18 protein-coding genes are annotated in these 19,500 nt (G+C 57.8%); 4 read left to right on the top strand and 14 right to left on the bottom strand.

The genetic code is table 11. The features are described from left to right. Positions 1 to 20: 20 nt before the first annotated feature. The 10 genes from ugpC to QE435_RS02935 form a co-directional block, all read right to left on the bottom strand. Positions 21 to 1,091 (bottom strand): sn-glycerol-3-phosphate ABC transporter ATP-binding protein UgpC, encoded by a 1,071-nt coding sequence (gene ugpC / locus QE435_RS02980; RefSeq protein ID WP_349040193.1) that lies wholly within the window; start codon positions 1,089 to 1,091, stop codon positions 21 to 23. Positions 1,092 to 1,110: 19 nt separating this feature from the next. Beyond that, positions 1,111 to 1,752, bottom strand: coding sequence for an HAD family phosphatase (locus tag QE435_RS02975; RefSeq protein WP_349040192.1), 642 nt, complete (start codon positions 1,750 to 1,752; stop codon positions 1,111 to 1,113). A 213-nt stretch (positions 1,753 to 1,965) separates the two neighbouring features. Beyond that, on the bottom strand, positions 1,966 to 2,748 hold the full coding sequence (locus QE435_RS02970) for a glucose 1-dehydrogenase (RefSeq protein WP_349040191.1): 783 nt from the start codon (positions 2,746 to 2,748) through the stop codon (positions 1,966 to 1,968). Between the two features lie 2 nt (positions 2,749 to 2,750). After that, entirely contained in the window at positions 2,751 to 3,599 is an 849-nt protein-coding gene (locus QE435_RS02965) for a fumarylacetoacetate hydrolase family protein (RefSeq protein ID WP_349040190.1), read from the bottom strand. Then, positions 3,599 to 4,024 carry a cupin domain-containing protein gene (locus tag QE435_RS02960; RefSeq protein ID WP_349040189.1) on the bottom strand — a complete coding sequence of 142 codons (426 nt, stop codon included), beginning with the start codon at positions 4,022 to 4,024 and terminating at the stop codon, positions 3,599 to 3,601. The genes QE435_RS02965 and QE435_RS02960 overlap by 1 nt, the downstream gene beginning before the upstream one ends. A 28-nt stretch (positions 4,025 to 4,052) precedes the next feature. Further along, a complete protein-coding gene (locus QE435_RS02955; protein WP_162723217.1) occupies positions 4,053 to 4,448 on the bottom strand; it encodes a RidA family protein in 396 nt (131 codons plus the stop codon). Beyond that, the gene (locus QE435_RS02950; protein WP_349040188.1) at positions 4,441 to 4,860 is read right to left on the bottom strand and encodes a thioesterase family protein; all 420 of its coding nucleotides are present in this window, start codon (positions 4,858 to 4,860) and stop codon (positions 4,441 to 4,443) included. The genes QE435_RS02955 and QE435_RS02950 overlap by 8 nt, the downstream gene beginning before the upstream one ends. 17 nt (positions 4,861 to 4,877) lie before the next feature. Continuing rightward, positions 4,878 to 5,666 carry an SDR family NAD(P)-dependent oxidoreductase gene (locus QE435_RS02945; RefSeq protein WP_349040187.1) on the bottom strand — a complete coding sequence of 263 codons (789 nt, stop codon included), beginning with the start codon at positions 5,664 to 5,666 and terminating at the stop codon, positions 4,878 to 4,880. Between the two features lie 7 nt (positions 5,667 to 5,673). Beyond that, on the bottom strand, positions 5,674 to 7,986 hold the full coding sequence (locus QE435_RS02940; protein WP_349040186.1) for a bifunctional salicylyl-CoA 5-hydroxylase/oxidoreductase: 2,313 nt from the start codon (positions 7,984 to 7,986) through the stop codon (positions 5,674 to 5,676). A gap of 242 nt (positions 7,987 to 8,228) precedes the next feature. After that, positions 8,229 to 9,353, bottom strand: a complete 1,125-nt coding sequence (locus QE435_RS02935) for an LLM class flavin-dependent oxidoreductase (RefSeq protein ID WP_349040185.1) — start codon at positions 9,351 to 9,353, stop codon at positions 8,229 to 8,231. 119 nt (positions 9,354 to 9,472) lie between these two features. On the opposite strand from QE435_RS02935, the gene QE435_RS02930 reads away from it, so the two are divergent. After that, positions 9,473 to 10,054 (top strand): winged helix DNA-binding protein, encoded by a 582-nt coding sequence (locus QE435_RS02930; protein WP_349040184.1) that lies wholly within the window; start codon positions 9,473 to 9,475, stop codon positions 10,052 to 10,054. A 60-nt stretch (positions 10,055 to 10,114) separates the two neighbouring features. On the opposite strand, the gene QE435_RS02925 is transcribed toward QE435_RS02930, so the two are convergent. From QE435_RS02925 to QE435_RS02910, 4 genes are all read right to left on the bottom strand, one after another. Next, entirely contained in the window at positions 10,115 to 11,113 is a 999-nt protein-coding gene (locus QE435_RS02925; protein WP_349040183.1) for a glycosyltransferase family 1 protein, read from the bottom strand. A 487-nt stretch (positions 11,114 to 11,600) separates the two neighbouring features. Further along, positions 11,601 to 12,833, bottom strand: a complete 1,233-nt coding sequence (locus tag QE435_RS02920; RefSeq protein ID WP_349040182.1) for a styrene monooxygenase/indole monooxygenase family protein — start codon at positions 12,831 to 12,833, stop codon at positions 11,601 to 11,603. Positions 12,834 to 12,896: 63 nt separating this feature from the next. Next, positions 12,897 to 13,682, bottom strand: coding sequence for an SDR family oxidoreductase (locus tag QE435_RS02915; RefSeq protein ID WP_349040181.1), 786 nt, complete (start codon positions 13,680 to 13,682; stop codon positions 12,897 to 12,899). 42 nt (positions 13,683 to 13,724) lie between these two features. Continuing rightward, complete coding sequence (locus tag QE435_RS02910) at positions 13,725 to 14,234, bottom strand: flavin reductase family protein (RefSeq protein WP_306929592.1); 510 nt, start codon at positions 14,232 to 14,234, stop codon at positions 13,725 to 13,727. A 165-nt stretch (positions 14,235 to 14,399) separates the two neighbouring features. Here QE435_RS02910 and QE435_RS02905 point away from each other — a divergent pair, with 165 nt between their 5' ends. From QE435_RS02905 to QE435_RS02895, 3 genes are all read left to right on the top strand, one after another. After that, complete coding sequence (locus tag QE435_RS02905; protein WP_349040180.1) at positions 14,400 to 15,392, top strand: AraC family transcriptional regulator; 993 nt, start codon at positions 14,400 to 14,402, stop codon at positions 15,390 to 15,392. A 375-nt stretch (positions 15,393 to 15,767) separates the two neighbouring features. Next, complete coding sequence (locus QE435_RS02900) at positions 15,768 to 17,921, top strand: indolepyruvate ferredoxin oxidoreductase subunit alpha (protein WP_349040179.1); 2,154 nt, start codon at positions 15,768 to 15,770, stop codon at positions 17,919 to 17,921. A gap of 15 nt (positions 17,922 to 17,936) precedes the next feature. Then, on the top strand, positions 17,937 to 19,487 hold the full coding sequence (locus tag QE435_RS02895) for an indolepyruvate oxidoreductase subunit beta family protein (RefSeq protein ID WP_349040178.1): 1,551 nt from the start codon (positions 17,937 to 17,939) through the stop codon (positions 19,485 to 19,487). Positions 19,488 to 19,500 lie beyond the last annotated feature (13 nt).

Genomic DNA, 19,500 nt, shown 5'->3' with positions numbered 1-19,500 from the left:
GGTTTACGCGAGTTGTTCGATCACACCGCAAGTCGCTGCGATGTTTCACGGCTGAAGTAATGGACCTTCTCAGGCTCGACGGTAATCGTCACCGGCATGTCAGGGGCATATTGCGTATCCGGTCCACAGCGCACTGAGACTGGTGCGCCTTCCCCCATCCGCACGTAAACATAGGCGCTATCGCCGAGATATTCGGTGTAGACCACCTTTGCGGCAAAGCCGTTCTTGCTCGTATCCGACGAAATCGACATGCCGTCCGGCCGCACACCCATTAACAATTCTCGCTCTGGCGACGACGGCAGGCGTGGCATCAAGATTTGGCCGATGCCGGGCGCAGTGAGCTGATTGCCGTCTCGCTCCACATTGAGCATGGCCATGCGTGGCGAGCCGATGAAGTTCGCGACGAACACATTGGCAGGCGTCTCGTAAAGCTCCCGCGGGGAACCGAACTGCTCGATGCGGCCACCATTCATTACCACGATGCGGTCGGCCAGCGTCATGGCCTCGACCTGGTCATGGGTCACATAGATGGTCGTGCCGCCGATCTCCCGATGGAGACGGGCGATCTCGAGGCGCACTTCCGAACGCAGTGCCGCATCGAGGTTGGAAAGCGGCTCGTCCAGCAAAAGAAGCTGCGGTTTGCGCACCAGCGCCCGGCCGATGGCAACACGCTGCCGCTGTCCGCCGGACAATTCGCGCGGCTTGCGCTCCAAGAGAGCTTCCAGCCGCAACATGCGCGTGGCTTCGCCGATACGCGCTTCGACTTCCGGCTTGCTGAGGCCCATGAGCCGCGCACCGAAGGCCATGTTCTCATAGACATTCATATGCGGGTAAAGTGCATAGGACTGGAACACCATGGCGATGCCGCGTCGTGATGGCGCGATCTCGTTCATGCGCTTGTCGTTCAGTCGAAACTCGCCATCGGTGATCGGATCGAGACCGGCAATCAGGCGAAGAAGCGTCGATTTTCCGCAGCCGGACGGCCCGACGAAGACGATCAACTCGCGGTCGTTCACATCGAGATCGATGCCATGGAGAACCTCGACAGCCTTGAAACGCTTCTTGATGCCGCGCAGTGACAGTTGGGCCAAGGTCAGAACTCCATTTCGGTCAGGACGTGCCGCTGGTCGGTGGGTGCGCAAGTGCAGCGTCTATCGCTGCAATCGTCTTGGCTGCATCCACATGATGAATGCTGTGCCAGCCGAGCCGGCGAGCCGTCTCGATATTTTCCAGCGTGTCGTCGATAAAGATGATCTGTTCGGGAGAGACAGCCTCGCGTTGCTGAACTGCGAGATAGATATCATCGGCCGGCTTCTCCATCCCCATCTCATGGGAGAGATAGCAGGCGTCAAACAGGTCCTCGCTCGTCATTTCTTCGATGATATGCCGCCAATGAATGGCCTGGGTGTTGGACAGGCAGACGACACGATGTGTGGATTTCAACTGCTGCGCATAATCGACCATGCCGGTAAAGACGCCGGCGAGAAGTGCCGTCTCCGCCTCGATAATCTGTTCAGTCGTCAGACCATAGAGGAGAGATGCGCGCTTCAGATAGTCATCTTCGCTGATCTGGCCGAGGCGAAACTGCATGTTGAGTTGCAGGAGGTCGGCACTTGGCACGGCAGTCGAGGACCAAAGCCCACCCGCTTCAAGGGCAGCCCGGCGCTTTTCGACATTCAACTCGATGAAGACGCCGCCGACATCGAAGACGATGAGCTTTTCGTCGCTGTGTCTATCCGGCTTGACCACCACATATTCTCCGCAGGAAGTACCCTATGATGCGAAGGAAAAACGCGCTACGTCCCTCTACTGGCTCCACATTGGCAAAAGCGACGGGAATTATCAATTCCTAATTTCGTGAAAATTACGAATAAAATATTTTCGCCTGATGGCCATAAACAGGATCGCCGGCATAGGGTGGTGCCCATGCCGGCGATGCAGGTGAACAGTCACTCGGATTGAAACCTACTGATCAAAAATGCCGGTCTGGGACGCGACCTTGCGATAGGCCGCCCCTGCTGTAAAGCCGCCGTCAATGACGAAGTCTTCGCCGGTGATGAAGCTGGAGGCGTCGGACGCCAGGAAAAGTACCAGTTCGGCGATCTCTTCCGGTTTGCCGCTGCGCTTCATCGGCGTCATGTCGATCATCGGCTTCAGGTGAGGGCTGTTGGCGTTCAGACCCGTGACGACGAGACCGGGGCAGACTGCGTTGACGCGGATGGCTTTAGGGGTCAGTTCCATCGCAGCACTACGGGTCAGGCCGCGCAGGCCCCACTTGCTTGCCGTATAGGCTGGATCATAATGGCCTGAAAAGCCGCTATTGGAAGAGATGTTGACGATCGAGCCACCACCGGATTTTGCCATCAATTCCGTCACCGCCTGAATGCCGAGAAAGGCACCGGTGAGGTTGACCTTCAAAACGCGTTCCCACGCCTCAAGGCTGGTGGTTTCGACGATGGTGCGGTTGATGATGCCGGCATTGTTGACGAGGATATCGATGCGGCCCTTCCATTCGATTGCAAGCGTCACGACGCCTGCCCAACTCGCGGGGTCTGTCACATCGAGGTAGATGAAGCGGGCCTCGCGCCCCTCTTCCTGCAGACTTTCGGCAAGCGCCCGGCCTTCCTCAGCCAGCACATCGGCGATGATGACCGCCGCACCCTTTGAGGCGAAGAGGCGGGCTTCGGCCTCGCCCTGACCGCGCGCGCCGCCGGTAACAATAGCAAGACGTCCGGAAAGATCGGTCATGCTCAATCCCTCGCTTCTACCGTGTGCTGTCGCTGCTCTCCAAGGCCCTCGATACCAAGCGTCATGACCTGGCCTGGCTTCAGGAACACAGGTTCTGGCTTGATACCCATGCCCACGCCGGGCGGCGTGCCGGTGGCGATCACGTCGCCGGGCTCAAGCGTCATGAACTGGCTGATATAGCTGACGAGATGCGCAACGCCGAAGATCATCGTATTCGTGTTGCCCGTCTGCCGGCGCACGCCATCCACATCAAGCCACAAGGCAAGCTTCTGAGGGTCTGCCACCTCGTCGCGCGTGACCAGCCAAGGGCCCGTCGGCCCAAACGTGTCATGGCTCTTGCCCTTGGTCCACTGGCCGCCGCGCTCGGACTGGAAGGCACGCTCGGACACATCATTGACCACGCAATAGCCAGCGACGTAGTTCAGCGCGTCCGCTTCGCTCACATATTTCGCCCGTGCGCCGATGACGACGCCAAGCTCGACCTCCCAATCGGCCTTCTTCGATCCCCGGGGGATTTCGACATCGTCATTCGGGCCGACGACGGCTGAGGTCGCCTTCATGAACAGGATAGGCTCCTCAGGTGGTGCCTTGCCGGTTTCCTTCGCATGGTCTGCATAGTTGAGGCCGACGCAGATGAACTTGCCAGGGCGAGGCACACATGCACCGATGCGGTCGACCGGCACTTGCGGCAGCGTCGCCAGCTCGATGGCCGCGAGCCGCGCGAGACCGGCATCGGACAGGACATCGCCGGTGAAGTCTGCGATGACGCCGGAAAGGTCACGCACTGTGCCGTCCTGGGCGAGGAGGGCAGGCTTTTCAGCGCCTGCCGGGCCGTATCGCAACAGTTTCATCAGGCTCTCCTGAAACCTTCTAGAACGGAATCGTCCACATCCGGGAGGTTGACGACGATGTTGTCCGGCGTGCGGGTGGTCAGCCACACCAGCTCTTCCGTCGTCGACATGTTGACTTCGATATGCGGCCAGTTCGGCGGCACGAAGATGAAGTCGCCTTCCTCCATGTCGAGATACTCTTTCCAGTTCTCGCCGAAATAAATGCGGGCCTTGCCCTTCAGCACATAGCCGCCGGTCTCCGCTTCGCCATGATGATGCGGATAGGAGCGGTAACCCGGCTCGTTGGAAACCTTGCCGAACCAGATATTGGTGGCAGGCGTGTGCTGCGGGCTCACACCCGAAACGCGCACGCAGCCGCCGGACTGGCCGGTTCCTGTGTCTTCCTGGCCCTTTCGGGTGATGAAGGGTCTAATGGCATTGCTCATGGAATCTCTCCTCCTCTGCAGGCTTCTATCAATCGGGCACGACGGCCAGCGCCTGGATCTCGATCTTGGCGCGGTCTTCCATCAAGGAGACCACTTGGACGGCCGCCATGGGCGGGAAGTGGCGACCGATGATCTCGCGGTAGATCGCGCCGATTTCCTTCATGCGCGATTTGTAGGAGACGCGGTCGGTGAAGTACCAGGTCATCTGGATCAGATGTTCGGGCTTCGCATCCGCTGCCTTCAGCACGCTGACGATGTTGATCAGCGTCTGGCGCACCTGTTCGACAAAGTCGTCCGAATGAAACTGGCAATGCTCGTCCCAGCCGATCTGGCCGCCGACCTGTACGATGCGCCCGCGCGCACTGATCCCGTTCGAGTAGCCGATAGGCTTTGCCCAGCCGTCCGGCTGGATGATTTCATGCATCATGTCTTGGCTCCAGATAACGTGTGAGACCTGCGCGCACGTCGTCAGGCCAGGGATGGGATTTGTGGTCTTCAAGCGAGGTCATCACGATCCTTTGGCGGACCGACCAGATGATGTCGCCACGGACGGTGACGATGGTTTCAAGATCGAGCGAGGCACGACCGATCGAGCGCACATGCACGGAAAAATCGAGCGTGTCGCCATAGACGGCAGGCTTCTTGAATTCGAGGTTCATGGTCACCGTGGGCAGGCCGAGCTTGCGCTCGAACATCAGTTCTTTCCAGGTGATGCCGAAGGAGGCGAACATCGCCTCGTTGACATCGACGAGCATGGAGAGATAGGCCGGATGATAGGCAATCCCCGTGAGGTCGCAGTCGCCGAAGCGCATGGGTTTGGAATGGGTGAAGGGCATTTCTTCTTGAACTCCGTTTAGCCTGCCATGACCTCGCCGCCGGCAATCGCGATTGCCTGGCCGGTCACAGAACCCGCAGAAGGTGAGGCGAGCCAGAGCGCGGCGTCCGCCACTTCCTGCGGCTGGATCAGCCGCCCTTGCGGGTTGGACTTGGTGAATTCCGCAAGCGCTTCCTCGCGGCTGCGCCCGGTCTTCTGCATGATGGTGTCGAGCGACTGCTGGATGATCGGCGTATCGGTAAAGCCGGGGCAGACGGCGTTGACCGTTACGCCCTTTTTCGCCAGTTCCAGTGCCAAGGCTCTCGTCAGACCGATCACGCCATGCTTGGCGGCGCAGTAGGCGGAAACATAGGCGTAGCCTGTCAGCCCCGCAGTCGATGCGATATTGATGATGCGTGCGCCATCTCCATAGGCTTTCAGGTCCGGCAGGACGGCTTGCGTCACGTTGAACACGCCCGTGAGATCGACCGAGAGAACATGGCTCCACATCTCGGACGATGTCTTTTCGAAGGGCGCGCTGGGTGCTTCACCGGCATTGTTGACGAGAATGGAGACAGCACCAAAGGTCTGACGTGCTCTCTCAAGTCCGTCCGCAATCGCTTCCGTCTTCGTCACATCGAAACCGTCGAGCACGAAAGCCTGGCGACCGATCTCTGACGCAACCGCTTCGAGCGGCTCGCGGCGGCGCCCGGCGAGCGTTACATTGGCTCCCGCCTGCGCCAGCGTGCGGGCGATGGCAGCACCGATGCCGCTTCCGGCACCGGTGACGAGCGCGTGCCGTTCTTCAAGGGGGAGAGCATTCAGCATGGCGCTCTCACTTAGCCGCGTTGGCGCGTTCGAGGTTCGCCTCATACTGGAACTTGCCGGACATGTACTGTTTCGGCCAGGGCACGTTCTTCAGACCGATCTTCGCCGCCTCGTGCAGAGCCCAGGCGGGATCGGCCAGATGCGGACGCGCTACGGCGCAGAGGTCCGCACGGCCTGCAGAGATGATGGAGTTGGCGTGGTCCGCCTCCGAAATCGCGCCGACGGCGATCGTCGGAATGCCGATCTCGTTACGGATCTTGTCGGAAAAGGGCGTCTGGAACAGTCGGCCATAGACCGGCTTTTCCTCTTTCCAGACCTGACCCGATGAGCAGTCGATTAGGTCTGCGCCCGCATCCTTGAACATCTTGGCGAAGACGGCGGCATCTTCCGGCGTGTTACCACCTTCCGTCCAGTCATGGCAGGAAAGGCGAACCGAGATCGGCTTGTCGTCCGGCCAGGCTTCACGCACGGCGGCGAAAACTTCCAGCGGGTAGCGAGCGCGGTTCTCGTAGGATCCGCCGTACTCATCCTCGCGCCGGTTGGTCAGCGGCGACAGGAAGGACGAGATCAGGTAGCCGTGGGCCGCATGGAATTCCAGCCAGTCGGCGCCGGCTTCCGCTGCACGCTGCGTGGCGGCCACGAAATCGGCTTTTACCCGGTCCATATCGGCGCGGTCCATGGCCTTTGGAACGACGCTGTGTTTCAGATAGGGGATCGCCGAGGCGGAGAGAAGCGGCCATCCGCCTTCCTCGAGCGGCTGATCGATACCATCCCACGCCCGTTTTGTTGCACCCTTGCGTCCGGCATGACCAAGCTGAATACCGACCTTGGCGGCGCTATTGGTGTGGACGAAATCGACAAAGCGTTTCCAGCCCTTCGTCTGCTCGTCGTTCCACAGCCCAAGGCAACCGGGGGTGATGCGGGCATCCGGAGAGACGCAGGTCATTTCGGCAAAGACCAGGCCGGCGCCACCAAGCGCGCGGGCGCCGAGATGCACCATGTGAAAGTCATCGAGAAGGCCATCGGTCGCCGAGTACATGGCCATCGGAGAGACAACGATGCGGTTTGGCAACGTTGTGCCTCGCGCCGTATAAGGCGTGAACATCGGCGGCAGGCAACGCTCATTCTCCTTGACGGCAAGGCCGGAATGACGGGCGAACCAGTGCTCGTAACCCTCGAGCCATTCCTTGTCGCGCAGACGCAGGTTCTCGTGGCTGATGCGCTGTGAGCGCGTCAGCATGGAATACATGAACTGTTCAGGCGGGAGCGTATCGGCATAGCGATCGCCGACGACTTCGAACCATTCCATCGCATTGCGGGCGGCATTCTGGATGCGGGCCACATCGACGCGGCGGATGTCTTCATAGGTTTTCAGCACATCGGCGATGCTGTCCTTGCCGTGGCCAGCCTTATTGAACTGGTTGGCAAGCTCGATCGCATCATCGATCGCAAGCTTCGTGCCGGAACCGATGGCGAAGTGCGCGGTGTGAGCGGCGTCGCCCATCAGTACCACATGGGAGTTGCCGTTGAAGTGGCTCCACTTGCCGCAGATCAAGCGGTTGAAATTCAGCCAGGCCGAGCCGACCATATGCCGTGCATTGGTCATCAACTCCGCGCCTTCCAGCGTTTCGGCGAAGAGGTTCTGACAGAAATCGATCGATTCCTGTTGGGTCATCTGGCCGAGGCCATGGTCCTCGTAAGCCTTTTCGGTGGTTTCGACGATAAAGGTCGAGGTGTTCTCATCGAACTTGTAGATATGCGCCTGGAACCAGCCATGATCGGTCTTGCGGAAGTCGAAGGTAAAGGCGTCGAACAGCTTGTTGGTGCCGAGCCAGATATAGCGGTTCGGGCGCTTCACGAGATCCGGCTCGAAAATTTCCGGATAACGGTTACGAACCTTGGAGTTGAAGCCGTCGGAGGCGATGATCAGATCGGCATCGGGAAAGTCCTGGTCGCCACCTGCATCGGTCTCGAAAATGAGTTCGACGCCGAGTGCCTCACAGCGGCTCTGGAGAATGTTGAGAAGCTTCTTGCGACCAATGCCGACAAAGCCGTGGCCGGTGGTGCGCTGGCGCGTGCCTTTGAAGAGCACTTCGATGTCGTCCCAGTGGTTGAAAGCCTGCTGGATTTCGTCAGCGCTTTCCTTGTCCCATTTCTGCATGGACGCCATGGTCTGGTCGGAGAAGACGACGCCCCAGCCGAATGTGTCATAGGGGCGGTTGCGCTCGACGACGCGGATATGATGCTCGGGATGCAGCTTCTTCATCAGCAGGCTGAAATAGAGCCCTGCCGGGCCTCCACCGATACAAACGATACGCATGTAACCCTCCGTGGCTTTGAGAGCACCTTCACGAGCTCTTATTTGAAGATTAAACTAATTTTGGATGTTGAGGCTGTCAAGTATGCAGATGCATATATCGAAATTTATTTTATGCTTAAAATAAATGGTCGCAGGGGTGGTGCCTGCGACCGTTGGAAATTAGGGTTCGTGTGCCAAAAGCGTTCGCCGCAGCCGCGCTAACGCTTTGTTTTCAATATAAGAGGCTGCAAGCCATGATATCTTCAACTCGCAAGAGCGGCCTGCTGTCGCGCGACAGGCACACGAATGCCCGCCTCCTCCAATAGCGGCAGGACGGTATCCCGGAAGTATGGGAATTCCTCGGCGTAATCGACGAAGGAAAGCGTCGTTCCAGCAAAGCCAGCCTTTTGCAGCGAGATCAGGCCGTCTGCCACCTGTTGCGGCGTTCCGACCAGCGGGAAGCCACCATGGCCGGCTGCCATCCGATCCCTGATGAGCGCCAGGAGATCGTGTGGGAAGGAATGGGCATGGGCAAATTGCAGCTTCACCAGATTATCCACGGCGTCCCAATCGGCGCTGTCCTTGCCGAAATGCTGCAGATAGTCGGTCGCTTCCCTCTCTGTCGGACGGCAGACGACATGCGAGAAGGTCAGTACGCCCGTGTTGCGACCCGCTTCCGCGCCCTTCGCCTTCAACTCCGCTATCTCCGCGGCGGAACGGCTGAGATCGATTGCCGGGGTGAAGAGGAAGTCGGCATTGCGCAGTGCAAAGTCACGGCCTTGGCCGGAGCCCGCGGCATTGAGGATCGGCACTTTACGGGAAGGGCGCGGATCGCCGAGAATATTCTTCAGGTGGAAGAACGTGCCATTGTAATCGAAGGCTTCCTCTTTCTCCCAAAGTGCCTTGACGACATCGAACCACTCGTCGGCATAAGCGTATCGGCTCTCATGATCGGCCGGAAGATTAAGTCCCAGTGCTTCATATTCGGGCTGGTTCCAGCCGGCGACGATGTTCAGACCGATGCGGCCATTGCTGATCTGATCGATCGTGGCGATCTGCTTTGCCACTACGGCGGGATGATTGGCGGCGGTATGAATGGTGGCGAAGACATTGATGTTGCGTGTGCTCGCCAGCAATCCGGCAGCCCAGGTCATTGTTTCCAGCACGTTGCCGTGAAAATTCGTCTCGCCGCCATAACCGATCCAGCGTGCGATCGGCAGCATGAAGTCGATGCCGGCCTCATCCAGCAGGCGGGCGAGTCTCAGATTGTTGTCCCAACTGTTCTTCCAGCGCTCTGGCACTTTGGTGACGGACATGCCGCCCGAACAATTGGATGCGAATGTGCCAAGCAAAAACTGCCCGGCGGCGAACATTGAGTTCTCCGTCATGGTTCGTTCCCCATTTTTCTAATAGAATTTACGATAGAAAATCTATTTTAAACTTCAAGCTTGTCAATGGGCAATCGAGAGATCACAAAAGCGGACATAAGAGCAGGGCGACGACACCGATGAGCAGGCAGAAAAACGACGACGAGCACCGCCATCCGAACAATGATGAGGCATTGGACCGACGTTGGCATCTTGCCCGCACGCCCGTCGAAGTCGATCTGGCAGAGGCCGAGTTCGCGCTGATGCGCGCTTTCGAAGCTTTTGGCCGTTGGCAGGCAGAGTGCTTGGGCTCGGTCGTCGATCTGGCGGTGAGCGGACCCGAAAACGCGATGCTGCATATCATTCGCATGAATGAGCGGCCAAAATCGATCAAGGATCTGGCGCGACTGGCCAATCGCGAAGACATCCCGAACATGCAATATAGCCTGCGCAAGCTGATCGCAGCCGGTCTGGTTCAGAAAAGTGGCAGCGGACGGTCCGGCGTGGTCTATAGCGTGACGGAGAAGGGCAAGCTGGTGACCGATCGCTACGCGGATGTGCGCGCCTCGCTCCTGGCAAAGGCGGTTCAATCGGTGCCGGAGCTCCGCCATCGTCTTGAAGATGCCACCACCACGCTCGATTTGATGACCGGTATCTACGAGCACGCGGCGCTGAGTGCCGCGACCCACCGTCGCCTGCCAAAAGAACCTTTGGAAGAATGACAGTCTGGGACTTGTCCAGCTAGATTGAAGGGATACGATGAGCGAATAGATCTCAAACCGTCAAGCTTTTGCGCAATCGCGTACGAGCTTCCAGAGCAGTTTGGCGGAAATATCCCAGTCGAAATCCGATTTGCGTTTGCGACCCTGTGCGATTAAATTGTGCCGAAGTTCCTCGTTTGTTGTAATTGCATCAAGCCCCTGCGCCATCTTTTCGACAGAGTATGGATCGACCAATAATGCTGCTCCACCTGCCACTTCGGGCATAGAAGATATATTGGAAGTGATCACTGGCGTTCCACAGGCAAAGGCCTCGAGTGTCGGCAAGCCGAAGCCTTCAAAGCTCGACATATAAGTGACAGCGCGTGCGCCGCGATAGTAGGCGGGCATCTCCTCCACGGGAATTATTCCTGTAAACACGACCTTATCACCTATGCCATATTCCATGGCTCGACGGCTTAAATCATGGTTGTGTTCTCCTGTAAGCACCAGTCGAATCTCACGGGAGGGCAAGCTTGATGCTGCGTAAGCGCGAACTAACCTATCGAGATTTTTGTAGTTGCGGTGATTGCCTGAGTAGAAGACATATTCGTAGCCTGGAGCGTGGCGTTCGCCATATTCAGTGAAGCGGGCGCTGACCCCGTTATACACGAGATGCACTTTTTCTGCGGCAATACCCGACCATTCTAGAAACTCTGAACGGACGAATTCAGAAACACAGGCAATACCCGAGCTTCTGCGATAAAGCCGCTTGTAGATATGGTCGTAATATATGCGTTTCGCCTCGCCATAAAAGCGCCGATGCGTTAGATCATGTACAATGACAAAAGAGGGTAGTTGACAAAAAAGGGGCGGGACAAAACCAGCGCTGAAGAAGACACCTTTTGAGCCACGCCCTAAAAGCGATCGACTGATAGCAAATGGCGAAAACGGAGAACCGATAGACCCCTTTACCTCAAGGTCAACGGCTTTCATGTTCGTCGGCATTCGGTCTTCAAGCTCGCGCATAACAATGCCGATGCCCGTTTCATTGGGCCAACGCCTATCGGCAAATATGGTCACGACATGACTCTGCAGCAAATCTTCTCTCGATAACATCAAATTTTACCGTACGACTGGTTTGACCGGACGGATGCCGAGATGTGGAAATGATTCGATTCAAAATATCGAGACATCTCTCCCAGTATGCTAAAATTCAGCGCAGTGTCGGTTTTGAAGTTGCTCCGATTCTTCATCGCTTCTCCATATTTTTATAAAAATGTATCTTGATATACATCGAAATCTCCATTCTAATTAAATCATTATTACTTCATATTTTTAATAGAGGAATAATCAATGGGATTCTTCAGATTTGGTATTCTAATATTTCCGTTTTAGAGTTTGGATAATTAAGGCATACTGCATGATATGAAAAATCGTCCGCAATTGAATATTTATTATGTTTTTAGAAATCCATTGCGACACTTTTTGATATATTTAGTTTCTTTGATGAAATAGATCGGCCGCGTCGATGCGCGGCCTTAGGTTTACTTTCGGATGTTTCACGATCCTATGCCGCAAGCCTCGTCAGATAGGCATCGGCCTCTTCCGGCACGGCGAACCAGGGGAAGAAGTCGCGCGGATCGTTGAAGCCGTTGGCGATGCGCTTTGCCAGCGCGGGGAAGGCCTGAGCCGAGCCCATGATGTTGAGCACATGCGGCGGCGGAGGTGCGAGCAGCGCATTGGTCCAGCCGACGACATATTGCGCGTAGTTCCAATAGGCTTCGAAGGTCGCCTGTTTGAAGGCGTCGTCGAATGGCCTGTCGCCATGGGCCAGGATGGCGTCCATATAGTATTTGGCGGCTTTCGATGCGTTGTTGGAGCCTTGGCCGGTGATCGGGTCGTTGAGGCAGACGGCATCCGCCAGACCGAGAACCGTTGCACCCGATGGCAGCTTGCCGATCGGCTTTCGTACCGTAGGCGCGAAGGCTCCTGCCAGACGGCCATTGTCATCCGTCAGAGAGACATTGACGCATCGCTCCGCTTCCCATGGCAGGAAGGTATCGAGAATCCACTTCGACTTTTCGAGGTGCGCGTCTGGAGAGTTTACATCCTTCCAGCAATCCATCGGGCCTCCGGGAATGCCTTCGAACACCATGATGTCGCACGGACCGGTGGTCGTCAGCGCCGGGAAAGTAAAGTATTCGCCGACACCGGGAATAAGATTAAAATTGACTGCCGAATGGCCGGGGCGCGGTGCCATGCCCTTCACGTAGGTTAGCGCCAGCGCGCGCTGCGGCTTGTCATAGGGAGAGCGTTGCGGATCGCGCTCGAACATCTTGGCGATATCCCCCTTGCCGGCCGCGACGATCACCAGATCGCTTTCCTTCGCGTAGGTTTCGAGATCGTCTATCCCGGCATCGTGAATGGTCAATTGACCGCCGCGATGCTCGAATTCGGTCAGCCAACGGGGAATCTTGACGCGCTGGTCGACGCTCTGGGCCTTGCTGTCGAGCTTTCCGTTCCATTCGATGGCCTTGCCGCCATCCGGGGCGGGAACGACGAAATTGATCGAGTCGACGGTGGGGCAGCTGTTGCCCCAGAAGTTCAGGCCGAGGTCACGCTCGTTCTGCAAGGCTTGATCGAACATGCACTGGCTGGACAGTACCCGGCCGGCGGCGATCTCTTCGGCCGTTCTGTTTTGCACGATATGGACCGCGTGCCCTGCATCCAGCAGGCCGCAGGCGAGTTGCAGGCCGGACTGGCCGCCGCCGACAATGGTGAAACTGCGCTTCTTCGTCATTTCCATTCTCCCTGTTTTCTCAAGTTCCGCTGTGATGTTCCCGTTTATTGATCTCAACGCGGCTCAATCCATGAGGCGCGGTATCGCCGCTTCGTTGCGTTCCGGTCCCATGGCGGTGTAGCCACCATCGACGCGAATATCGGTGCCGGTAATGAAGCTCGCATTGTCGGAGAGGAGGAAGGCTACCGCTTCCGCCACTTCTTCCGGGCTGCCGGTGCGTCCCAGCAGATGGAAATCCTTGGCGACATGATCGGCCTTTTCACGAGTGTTCTTTGTCAGCTCGACCATCACATTGCTCCAGGTCCAGCCGGGAGACACGGCGTTGACGCGAATACCGTCTGGGGCCAAGTCCATCGCCTGGTTGCGGGTCAATTGCAGGATCGCGGCCTTGGAGACCGGATAGACCCAACGCCCCGTTTGCGCGACGCGCGACGAGATGGAGCCGAAATTGACGATGGCGCCCTTGTTCTTGGCAAGGTGCTTGTGGGCGGCCTGCATCAGCGCAATCGAGCCGACGACGTTGATGTCGAATGCCTTCAGCCAGTCGGCGCGGGTGGTCTCGACGCCGTTGTCCAGATAGGTGCAGGCGACATTGACGAGGAAATCTAGGCGATCGGTGGCCTCTATCGTCTTCTCAACGAGGGCGCCGATATCGGCATCGCTGGTAATGTCGGTGCGGATGAAGTGGACCTTCTCGCCTGCGCGCTCCGCCGCGGCTTGGCCTGCCCCTTCGTTGATGTCGGCGATCACCACCGATAGGCCGTAGCCGGCAAGCACCTTGGCAATGCCTTCGCCAATCAGTGTTGCGCCGCCGGAAATGATCGCAGTTTTCCCTTGAAGTCCGCGCATGGTCGTCTCCTTGCAAGTGTCAGCAGAAAGGGTGTGTGAATGTCAGGCCGCAGCTTGCGGCGGAGCCGCTGCCGTCAAAAACGCGCCGTTGCCGTAGATCAGCGGATTGTCGTCTTCCGGTGCGCAATGCGTTTTGGCGACGGTGCCGATCAGGATCAGATGCGTGCCGAATTCCTTGACCTCGGCAATCTCGCACTCGAAGGACACACAGGTCTGGGACAGGACCGGAGCGCCGGTCATGATCCCTTTAATCCACTCGCCCGCAGCAAAGCGTTCCTCACGCACGAGGCCCGCCCGTCCGGCAAAGACTTCCGCCACTGGCTGCTGATCGAGGGACAGAACGTTGACGGCGAAGACGCCGCTTGCTTCCACCACGGCGGCAACCGAACTCGAGCGATTGACGCAGGCCAGAAGCGAAGGGGGCTCGGTCGATAGCGAACAGACGGCAGTGGCGGTGAGCCCACAGCGGTTACCCTCTGCATCCATGGAGGTGATGATGGTGACGCCACCGGTCAGCTTACGCATGCCGGCGCGGAATTCCTCGCTGCTCATGTTTTTGTTCCCTTTGCGAATGGATTTCGCATTCGTTTTATGTTTAAACTTTCGATGATGTTCCGGCGAAGAGGTCCAATCGGCAATCCAGATTGCGCAGGGATTTATCCAGTTTCGGCAACAGGCGGTCTGAAACTTCACTTTTGTCATTTCGGCGAGTGACTGATGATCGATATCGGCAAGCGGCAGCCAGAAACCCGTCCTGTGGTGGACACCCATGACGTGGATGAGGCGCGAGAAGCGATCGGGCGGATCTTCTGCCCGCATTTTCTGCTGGCCGAAGGAACGTGGAAGAGCGATTTTCACGCGGTTCACGATGTGGTCGAGGAGCCGGGTCACTCTATCAATGTCGTGTCCTATGGATCAGCGGTCGAGATCGATCCTGGTGAACTGTCGCGCTTCTTTCTTTTGCAGCTTCCAGTCAGGGGCAGTGCCGTTGTTCGGTGCGGAGACAAGGAAACCCACGTTGCAGAAGGGCGCACTGCAACACTGTTGTCGCCAACGCTGTCCACCCGCATGCGCTGGGCGGAGGGATGCGAAAAATTGATCGTGCTCTTGGAGCGCGATCTCGTCGAAAGCCACTTCGAGACTCTGGCGCATGTTCGATGCGCCCGCATCGAGTTCGAACCTGCCATCGATTTGACTGGCGGTGTCGGTCAGGGGATCTTTCAGCACAGCATGCTGATGTCGGGTGCCGCAAAGAACCTCGGCCATTTTCCCGAGGCCTATCGGATTATGCTCCGGGACGGGCTGGTCAATCTGCTGTTGAGCGGGTTACGCCACAACGGCAGTGGCCTTCTTCAACGATCGAACCAAGGCGCTGGGCCTGTGCCGGTTCAACGGGCCGAAGACTATATCAGGACGAATGCCGAGCGTTCGATCACGGCAGCCGATATTGCGGAGGCAGCCGGCGTTCCTCTGCGCACCCTTCAGGACAGCTATCGCAAAGCCAAAGGGCAGACATTGATGGAGGCGGTGCAGGATGCCCGGCTTGAGCTTCTGCGGCAAAGCCTGTTGAGGCCATCCGCCGATATCAGTGTTGCCGATGCCGTCTTTGCCTCCGGTCTCGGCCATCTCGGACGTGCCGCCATTGCCTATCGGGAACGATATGGCGAAACGCCTTCGCAAACGTTGCGACGGAGCAGGGGCTGGTCCTGACGTGGTCCGTCACGCGGATCCCTGTGGTCGATCAAAGATCTCTTCATGACGAAGCACATTGTAACGGCAGCGGAGCAAGTCTCATCCGCGCTGCCAGATCGAGTCAAAATGCTTCAAGCCTAAATAAATCTAGGTGCTGTAATGAGTGGCCTTAGGCAGTGAGGTTGGAAAGTGGCGCCTAGTCGAGTTTTTGCGCAAGAAATGTGCATCTGCATAAAGAGTTTCGTCCGTTCTCATGCAAAAATACGCAGTTTGCGCGCCAAATGACGAGGTCTGGTAGTTATTTTAGGTTTAAATCTTTCTCTGTTGACATCTGCCAAAAAGTGGAAATATGATTTTGCATATAAAGGCGCAATAGTCATAAGGGGAACCACCATGGCCGAACGGTCATTTGCGCGTGAGGTCGAAGATCTCAAGCTCGGTGAAGGCGAAATCTTCAGCGGCGAAGGGATTCTCGCCATTACCAAAGCGCTGCTGCAATCCGGCGTGTCCTATGTCGGCGGCTATCAGGGATCGCCGATCTCCCATCTCATGGATGTTCTGGCAGACGCCAAGGATGTGATGGAGGAACTGGGCGTTCACTTCGAATCCTCGGCTTCAGAGGCAGCCGCCGCCGCCATGCTCTCCGCATCCGTCATGTATCCGGTCCGTGGCGCCGTGACGTGGAAGTCGACAGCCGGAACCAACGTTGCCTCGGACGCGCTGTCAAACCTCTCATCGGGTGGCGTGACAGGTGGCGCTCTCGTCATCATTGGTGAGGATTACGGCGAAGGCTCCTCGATCATGCAGGAGCGCAGCCATGCCTTTGCGATGAAATCGCAGATGTGGCTTTTGACACCGCGTCCAAATTTGACCTCGATCGTCGATGCGGTCGAAAAAGGCTTCGAGCTTTCCGAAGCCTCCAGCACGCCGGTCATGCTGCAGGTTGGCATCCGTAGCTGTCATGTTCACGGCCAGTTCGTTGCCAAGGACAACAAGCGCCCGGCCTACACGCTGAAACAGGCACTCGAAAATCCGGTGCGCGATCTTAATCGCATCGTTCTGCCGCCTGCGTCCTTCCAGCATGAAAAAGACAAGCTGGAGCGTCGTTGGCCAGCGGCAGTCGAGTTCGTGAAGACGAACGCGTTGAACGAATTTTTCGGTCCCTCCGAAGGTGAAGTTGGTCTGATCCTCCAAGGTGGCCTTTACAACAGCACCATGCGGGCGCTTCAGCATCTCGGCCTCGCCGATGTCTATGGCAACAGCCGCATTCCGCTTTACGTCATGAATGTCTCCTACCCGTTGATCGACGACGAAATCATCGCGTTTGCCGCCGGCAAAAAGGCGGTGCTGATGGTGGAAGAGGGCGCGCCGGAATATATCGAGCAGGCGCTCCACACATTGATTCGCCGCCGCGACATCCAGACGAAAGTGTCCGGCAAGGATCTGCTGCCCATGGGTGGCGAGTATACGACGCCGGTGCTGATCAAGGGTCTGACCGGTTTTCTGGAGGTCAATGCGCCGCAGCTTCTCGGCAACCGACCGCCGGTTCCAGATCCTTCCGCCGTGTTGAGCGACCCTAAGGTGAAGGCGCTGGCCGAAGTCGTACCCGCGCGTCCGGCTGGTTTCTGCACCGGCTGTCCCGAGCGGCCTATCTTCGCGGCGATGAAACTGGTCGAAAAGGAACTGGGGCCCCATCACGTGTCTGCCGATATCGGCTGTCATCTCTTTTCCATCCTGCCGCCCTTCAATATTGGTGGCACGACGATGGGCTACGGCCTTGGTCCGGCGTCGGCCTCCGCCTTCAATGTGGAGGCCGACAAGCGTTCGATTGCGGTCATGGGCGATGGCGGCTTCTGGCACAATGGTCTTGCAACTTCCGTCGGTAACGCCGTCTTCAACAAGCAGGATGGCGTGACGATCATCGTCGATAATTACTATGCCTCCGCCACTGGCGGGCAGGATGTCCTGTCGTCACGCGCCGACAATCCCAACCGCAAGACCAACAATTCGATTGTCAAAGCGGTGAAGGGCATCGGCGCGACCTGGGTCAAGCAGATCGACCGCACCTATGACGTGGCGAAGATGCGCGACACATTGAAAGAAGCGCTAACGACGGACGAGAAGGGTCCAAAGATCATTGTCGCTTCCTCGGAATGCATGCTGAACAAGCAGCGCCGCGTGAAGCCGCAATTCGCCAAGGCGGTCAAGGACGGCAAGCGCATGGTGAAGGAACGCTTCGGTGTGGATGAGGATGTTTGCACCGGCGATCACGCCTGCATCCGTCTATCCGGCTGTCCGTCGCTTTCGGTCAAGCACACCGACGATCCGCTGAAGGACGATCCGGTGGCTGCGATCGATAACTCCTGTGTCGGTTGCGGCAATTGCGGTGAAGTCTCGGAAGCTGCCGTTCTCTGCCCATCCTTCTATCGGGCCGACGTGATCCACAATCCGACGAAGACAGACAGGTTTCTCTATCGCCTGCGCTCCGCGGTCATTCAATGGCTGCAAAAGCGCAGGAACGCGTCGCGCGTTCTGTTTCCGGCCTAAGGAGGAGAGATGATCATGGATAGCTTGCAAACACAGTTTTCGTCCGTCCTTTCTGCTGATAAGCCCCTTTCGATTGCCATCCTTGCTATGGGTGGCCAGGGCGGCGGGGTTCTGGCGGACTGGATCATATCGCTAGCCGAAGGCCAGGGATGGGTTGCGCAGACGACGTCTGTCCCCGGTGTCGCCCAGCGCACGGGCGCAACCATCTATTATCTCGAACTGCTGAAAGCACGCGAGGGTGAAAAGCCGATCCTCTCGCTGATGCCGACACCCGGCGACGTCGATATCGTCATCGCCGCGGAATTGATGGAGGCCGGCCGCTCGGTCATTCGCGGCCTCGTCACGCCGGACAAGACGCTTCTGATCGCTTCCACTCATCGCTCTTATGCGGTTGGTGAAAAGGAAAAGCCGGGCGATGGCATCGGCAATCCAACCGTCGTGGTCGATGCGACCGATTTCGCTGCCAAGAAGACGATTGCTTTCGACATGGATACGCTCGCGGTCAAGAATGGAAGCGTGGTGTCCTCTGCACTTTTCGGTGCGCTGGCGGCCTCTAAAGCGCTGCCCTTCTCCAAGGATATCTTTGAAGCAACGATCAAATCGGGCGGTAAGGGGATCGAGGCCAGCCTTCGCGCCTTCAGCGCCGCTTACGAGCGGGCGACCAAGGGCGAGAATGACAAGCTTTCCGCCACGCCCGCCAAGAAGCTGGAAGAGCTACCCGCTTCCGTTGGGCATCCCGCACTGGATAAACTCATTGGCCGCATTCGCACGGAGTTTCCGAGAAATGCGCATTCCATGCTCTATGCCGGTGTGAAGAAGCTGACGGAGTTTCAGGATCCGGCCTACGCGGATGAGTATCTGAGCCTCGTTGCCTCGCTCCACAAGGCCGATGCTGCGAATGGCGGGGCGGACAAGGACTATGCCTTCACGCTTCAGGCCGCAAAATATCTGGCTGTCGCCATGTCCTATGACGATGTCATCCGTGTCGCGGACCTGAAAACGCGTTCCGCCCGCTTCGAGCGCGTGCGCAAGGAGGTCGGCGTCAAGGGCGATCAGCTGCTCTACACGACGGAATACATGCATCCGCGCATGGAAGAAGTGTGCGGCACGCTTCCACGTGGGCTTGGCCAGTGGATCGAGACCAGCCCGAAACTCTTCGCTTTCCTCAATCGCCGCATAGACAAGGGGCGCCGGGTGAAGACCGGCACTTTGTTCTGGTTTCTCGGGCTTTACGTCACGTCCGCTTTGCGACGCTTCCGCCGGGGCAGCTTGCGCCACCATATCGAAGTTGCCCACCGCGACGCCTGGATTCAAAAAGCGGAAGAAATTCTACCGGCCAATTACGATCTCGCTGTGGAAGTCCTTGGTAACCGCCGTCTGGTGAAGGGTTACTCGGATACCCATTCGCGTGGCCTGTCCAAATTCGATCGCGTGATGTCGGCGCTGCCCCTGTTGCGAGATCGTGAGGATGGCGCTGCCTGGATGCGCCGTTTGCGTCAGGCGGCACTTCTGGATGAGCAGGGAATCGCGCTGGATGGTGCATTGAAGACCGTGGCGACGCTCTAAGTGTCGGCTACGA

The sequence above is a fragment of the Agrobacterium sp. SORGH_AS 787 genome, from assembly GCF_030819035.1.
Classification (GTDB): Bacteria; Pseudomonadota; Alphaproteobacteria; order Rhizobiales; family Rhizobiaceae; genus Agrobacterium; species Agrobacterium larrymoorei_B.
This window is presented reverse-complemented; position numbering and strand designations above follow the sequence as displayed.

What these genes read in the sequence shown, in the direction of transcription:
- QE435_RS02970 (WP_349040191.1), bottom strand. Translation starts at nt 2,748, where the DNA reads ATGACCGATCTTTCCGGACGTCTTGCTATTGTTACCGGCGGCGCGCGC.
- QE435_RS02910 (WP_306929592.1), bottom strand. Translation starts at nt 14,234, where the DNA reads ATGAGCAGCGAGGAATTCCGCGCCGGCATGCGTAAGCTGACCGGTGGC.
- QE435_RS02905 (WP_349040180.1), top strand. Translation starts at nt 14,400, where the DNA reads ATGATCGATATCGGCAAGCGGCAGCCAGAAACCCGTCCTGTGGTGGAC.
- QE435_RS02960 (WP_349040189.1), bottom strand. Translation starts at nt 4,024, where the DNA reads ATGAGCAATGCCATTAGACCCTTCATCACCCGAAAGGGCCAGGAAGAC.
- QE435_RS02955 (WP_162723217.1), bottom strand. Translation starts at nt 4,448, where the DNA reads ATGCATGAAATCATCCAGCCGGACGGCTGGGCAAAGCCTATCGGCTAC.
- QE435_RS02900 (WP_349040179.1), top strand. Translation starts at nt 15,768, where the DNA reads ATGGCCGAACGGTCATTTGCGCGTGAGGTCGAAGATCTCAAGCTCGGT.
- QE435_RS02895 (WP_349040178.1), top strand. Translation starts at nt 17,937, where the DNA reads ATGGATAGCTTGCAAACACAGTTTTCGTCCGTCCTTTCTGCTGATAAG.
- QE435_RS02945 (WP_349040187.1), bottom strand. Translation starts at nt 5,666, where the DNA reads ATGCTGAATGCTCTCCCCCTTGAAGAACGGCACGCGCTCGTCACCGGT.
- QE435_RS02935 (WP_349040185.1), bottom strand. Translation starts at nt 9,353, where the DNA reads ATGACGGAGAACTCAATGTTCGCCGCCGGGCAGTTTTTGCTTGGCACA.
- QE435_RS02965 (WP_349040190.1), bottom strand. Translation starts at nt 3,599, where the DNA reads ATGAAACTGTTGCGATACGGCCCGGCAGGCGCTGAAAAGCCTGCCCTC.
- QE435_RS02930 (WP_349040184.1), top strand. Translation starts at nt 9,473, where the DNA reads ATGAGCAGGCAGAAAAACGACGACGAGCACCGCCATCCGAACAATGAT.
- QE435_RS02940 (WP_349040186.1), bottom strand. Translation starts at nt 7,986, where the DNA reads ATGCGTATCGTTTGTATCGGTGGAGGCCCGGCAGGGCTCTATTTCAGC.
- QE435_RS02920 (WP_349040182.1), bottom strand. Translation starts at nt 12,833, where the DNA reads ATGACGAAGAAGCGCAGTTTCACCATTGTCGGCGGCGGCCAGTCCGGC.
- QE435_RS02915 (WP_349040181.1), bottom strand. Translation starts at nt 13,682, where the DNA reads ATGCGCGGACTTCAAGGGAAAACTGCGATCATTTCCGGCGGCGCAACA.
- QE435_RS02950 (WP_349040188.1), bottom strand. Translation starts at nt 4,860, where the DNA reads ATGCCCTTCACCCATTCCAAACCCATGCGCTTCGGCGACTGCGACCTC.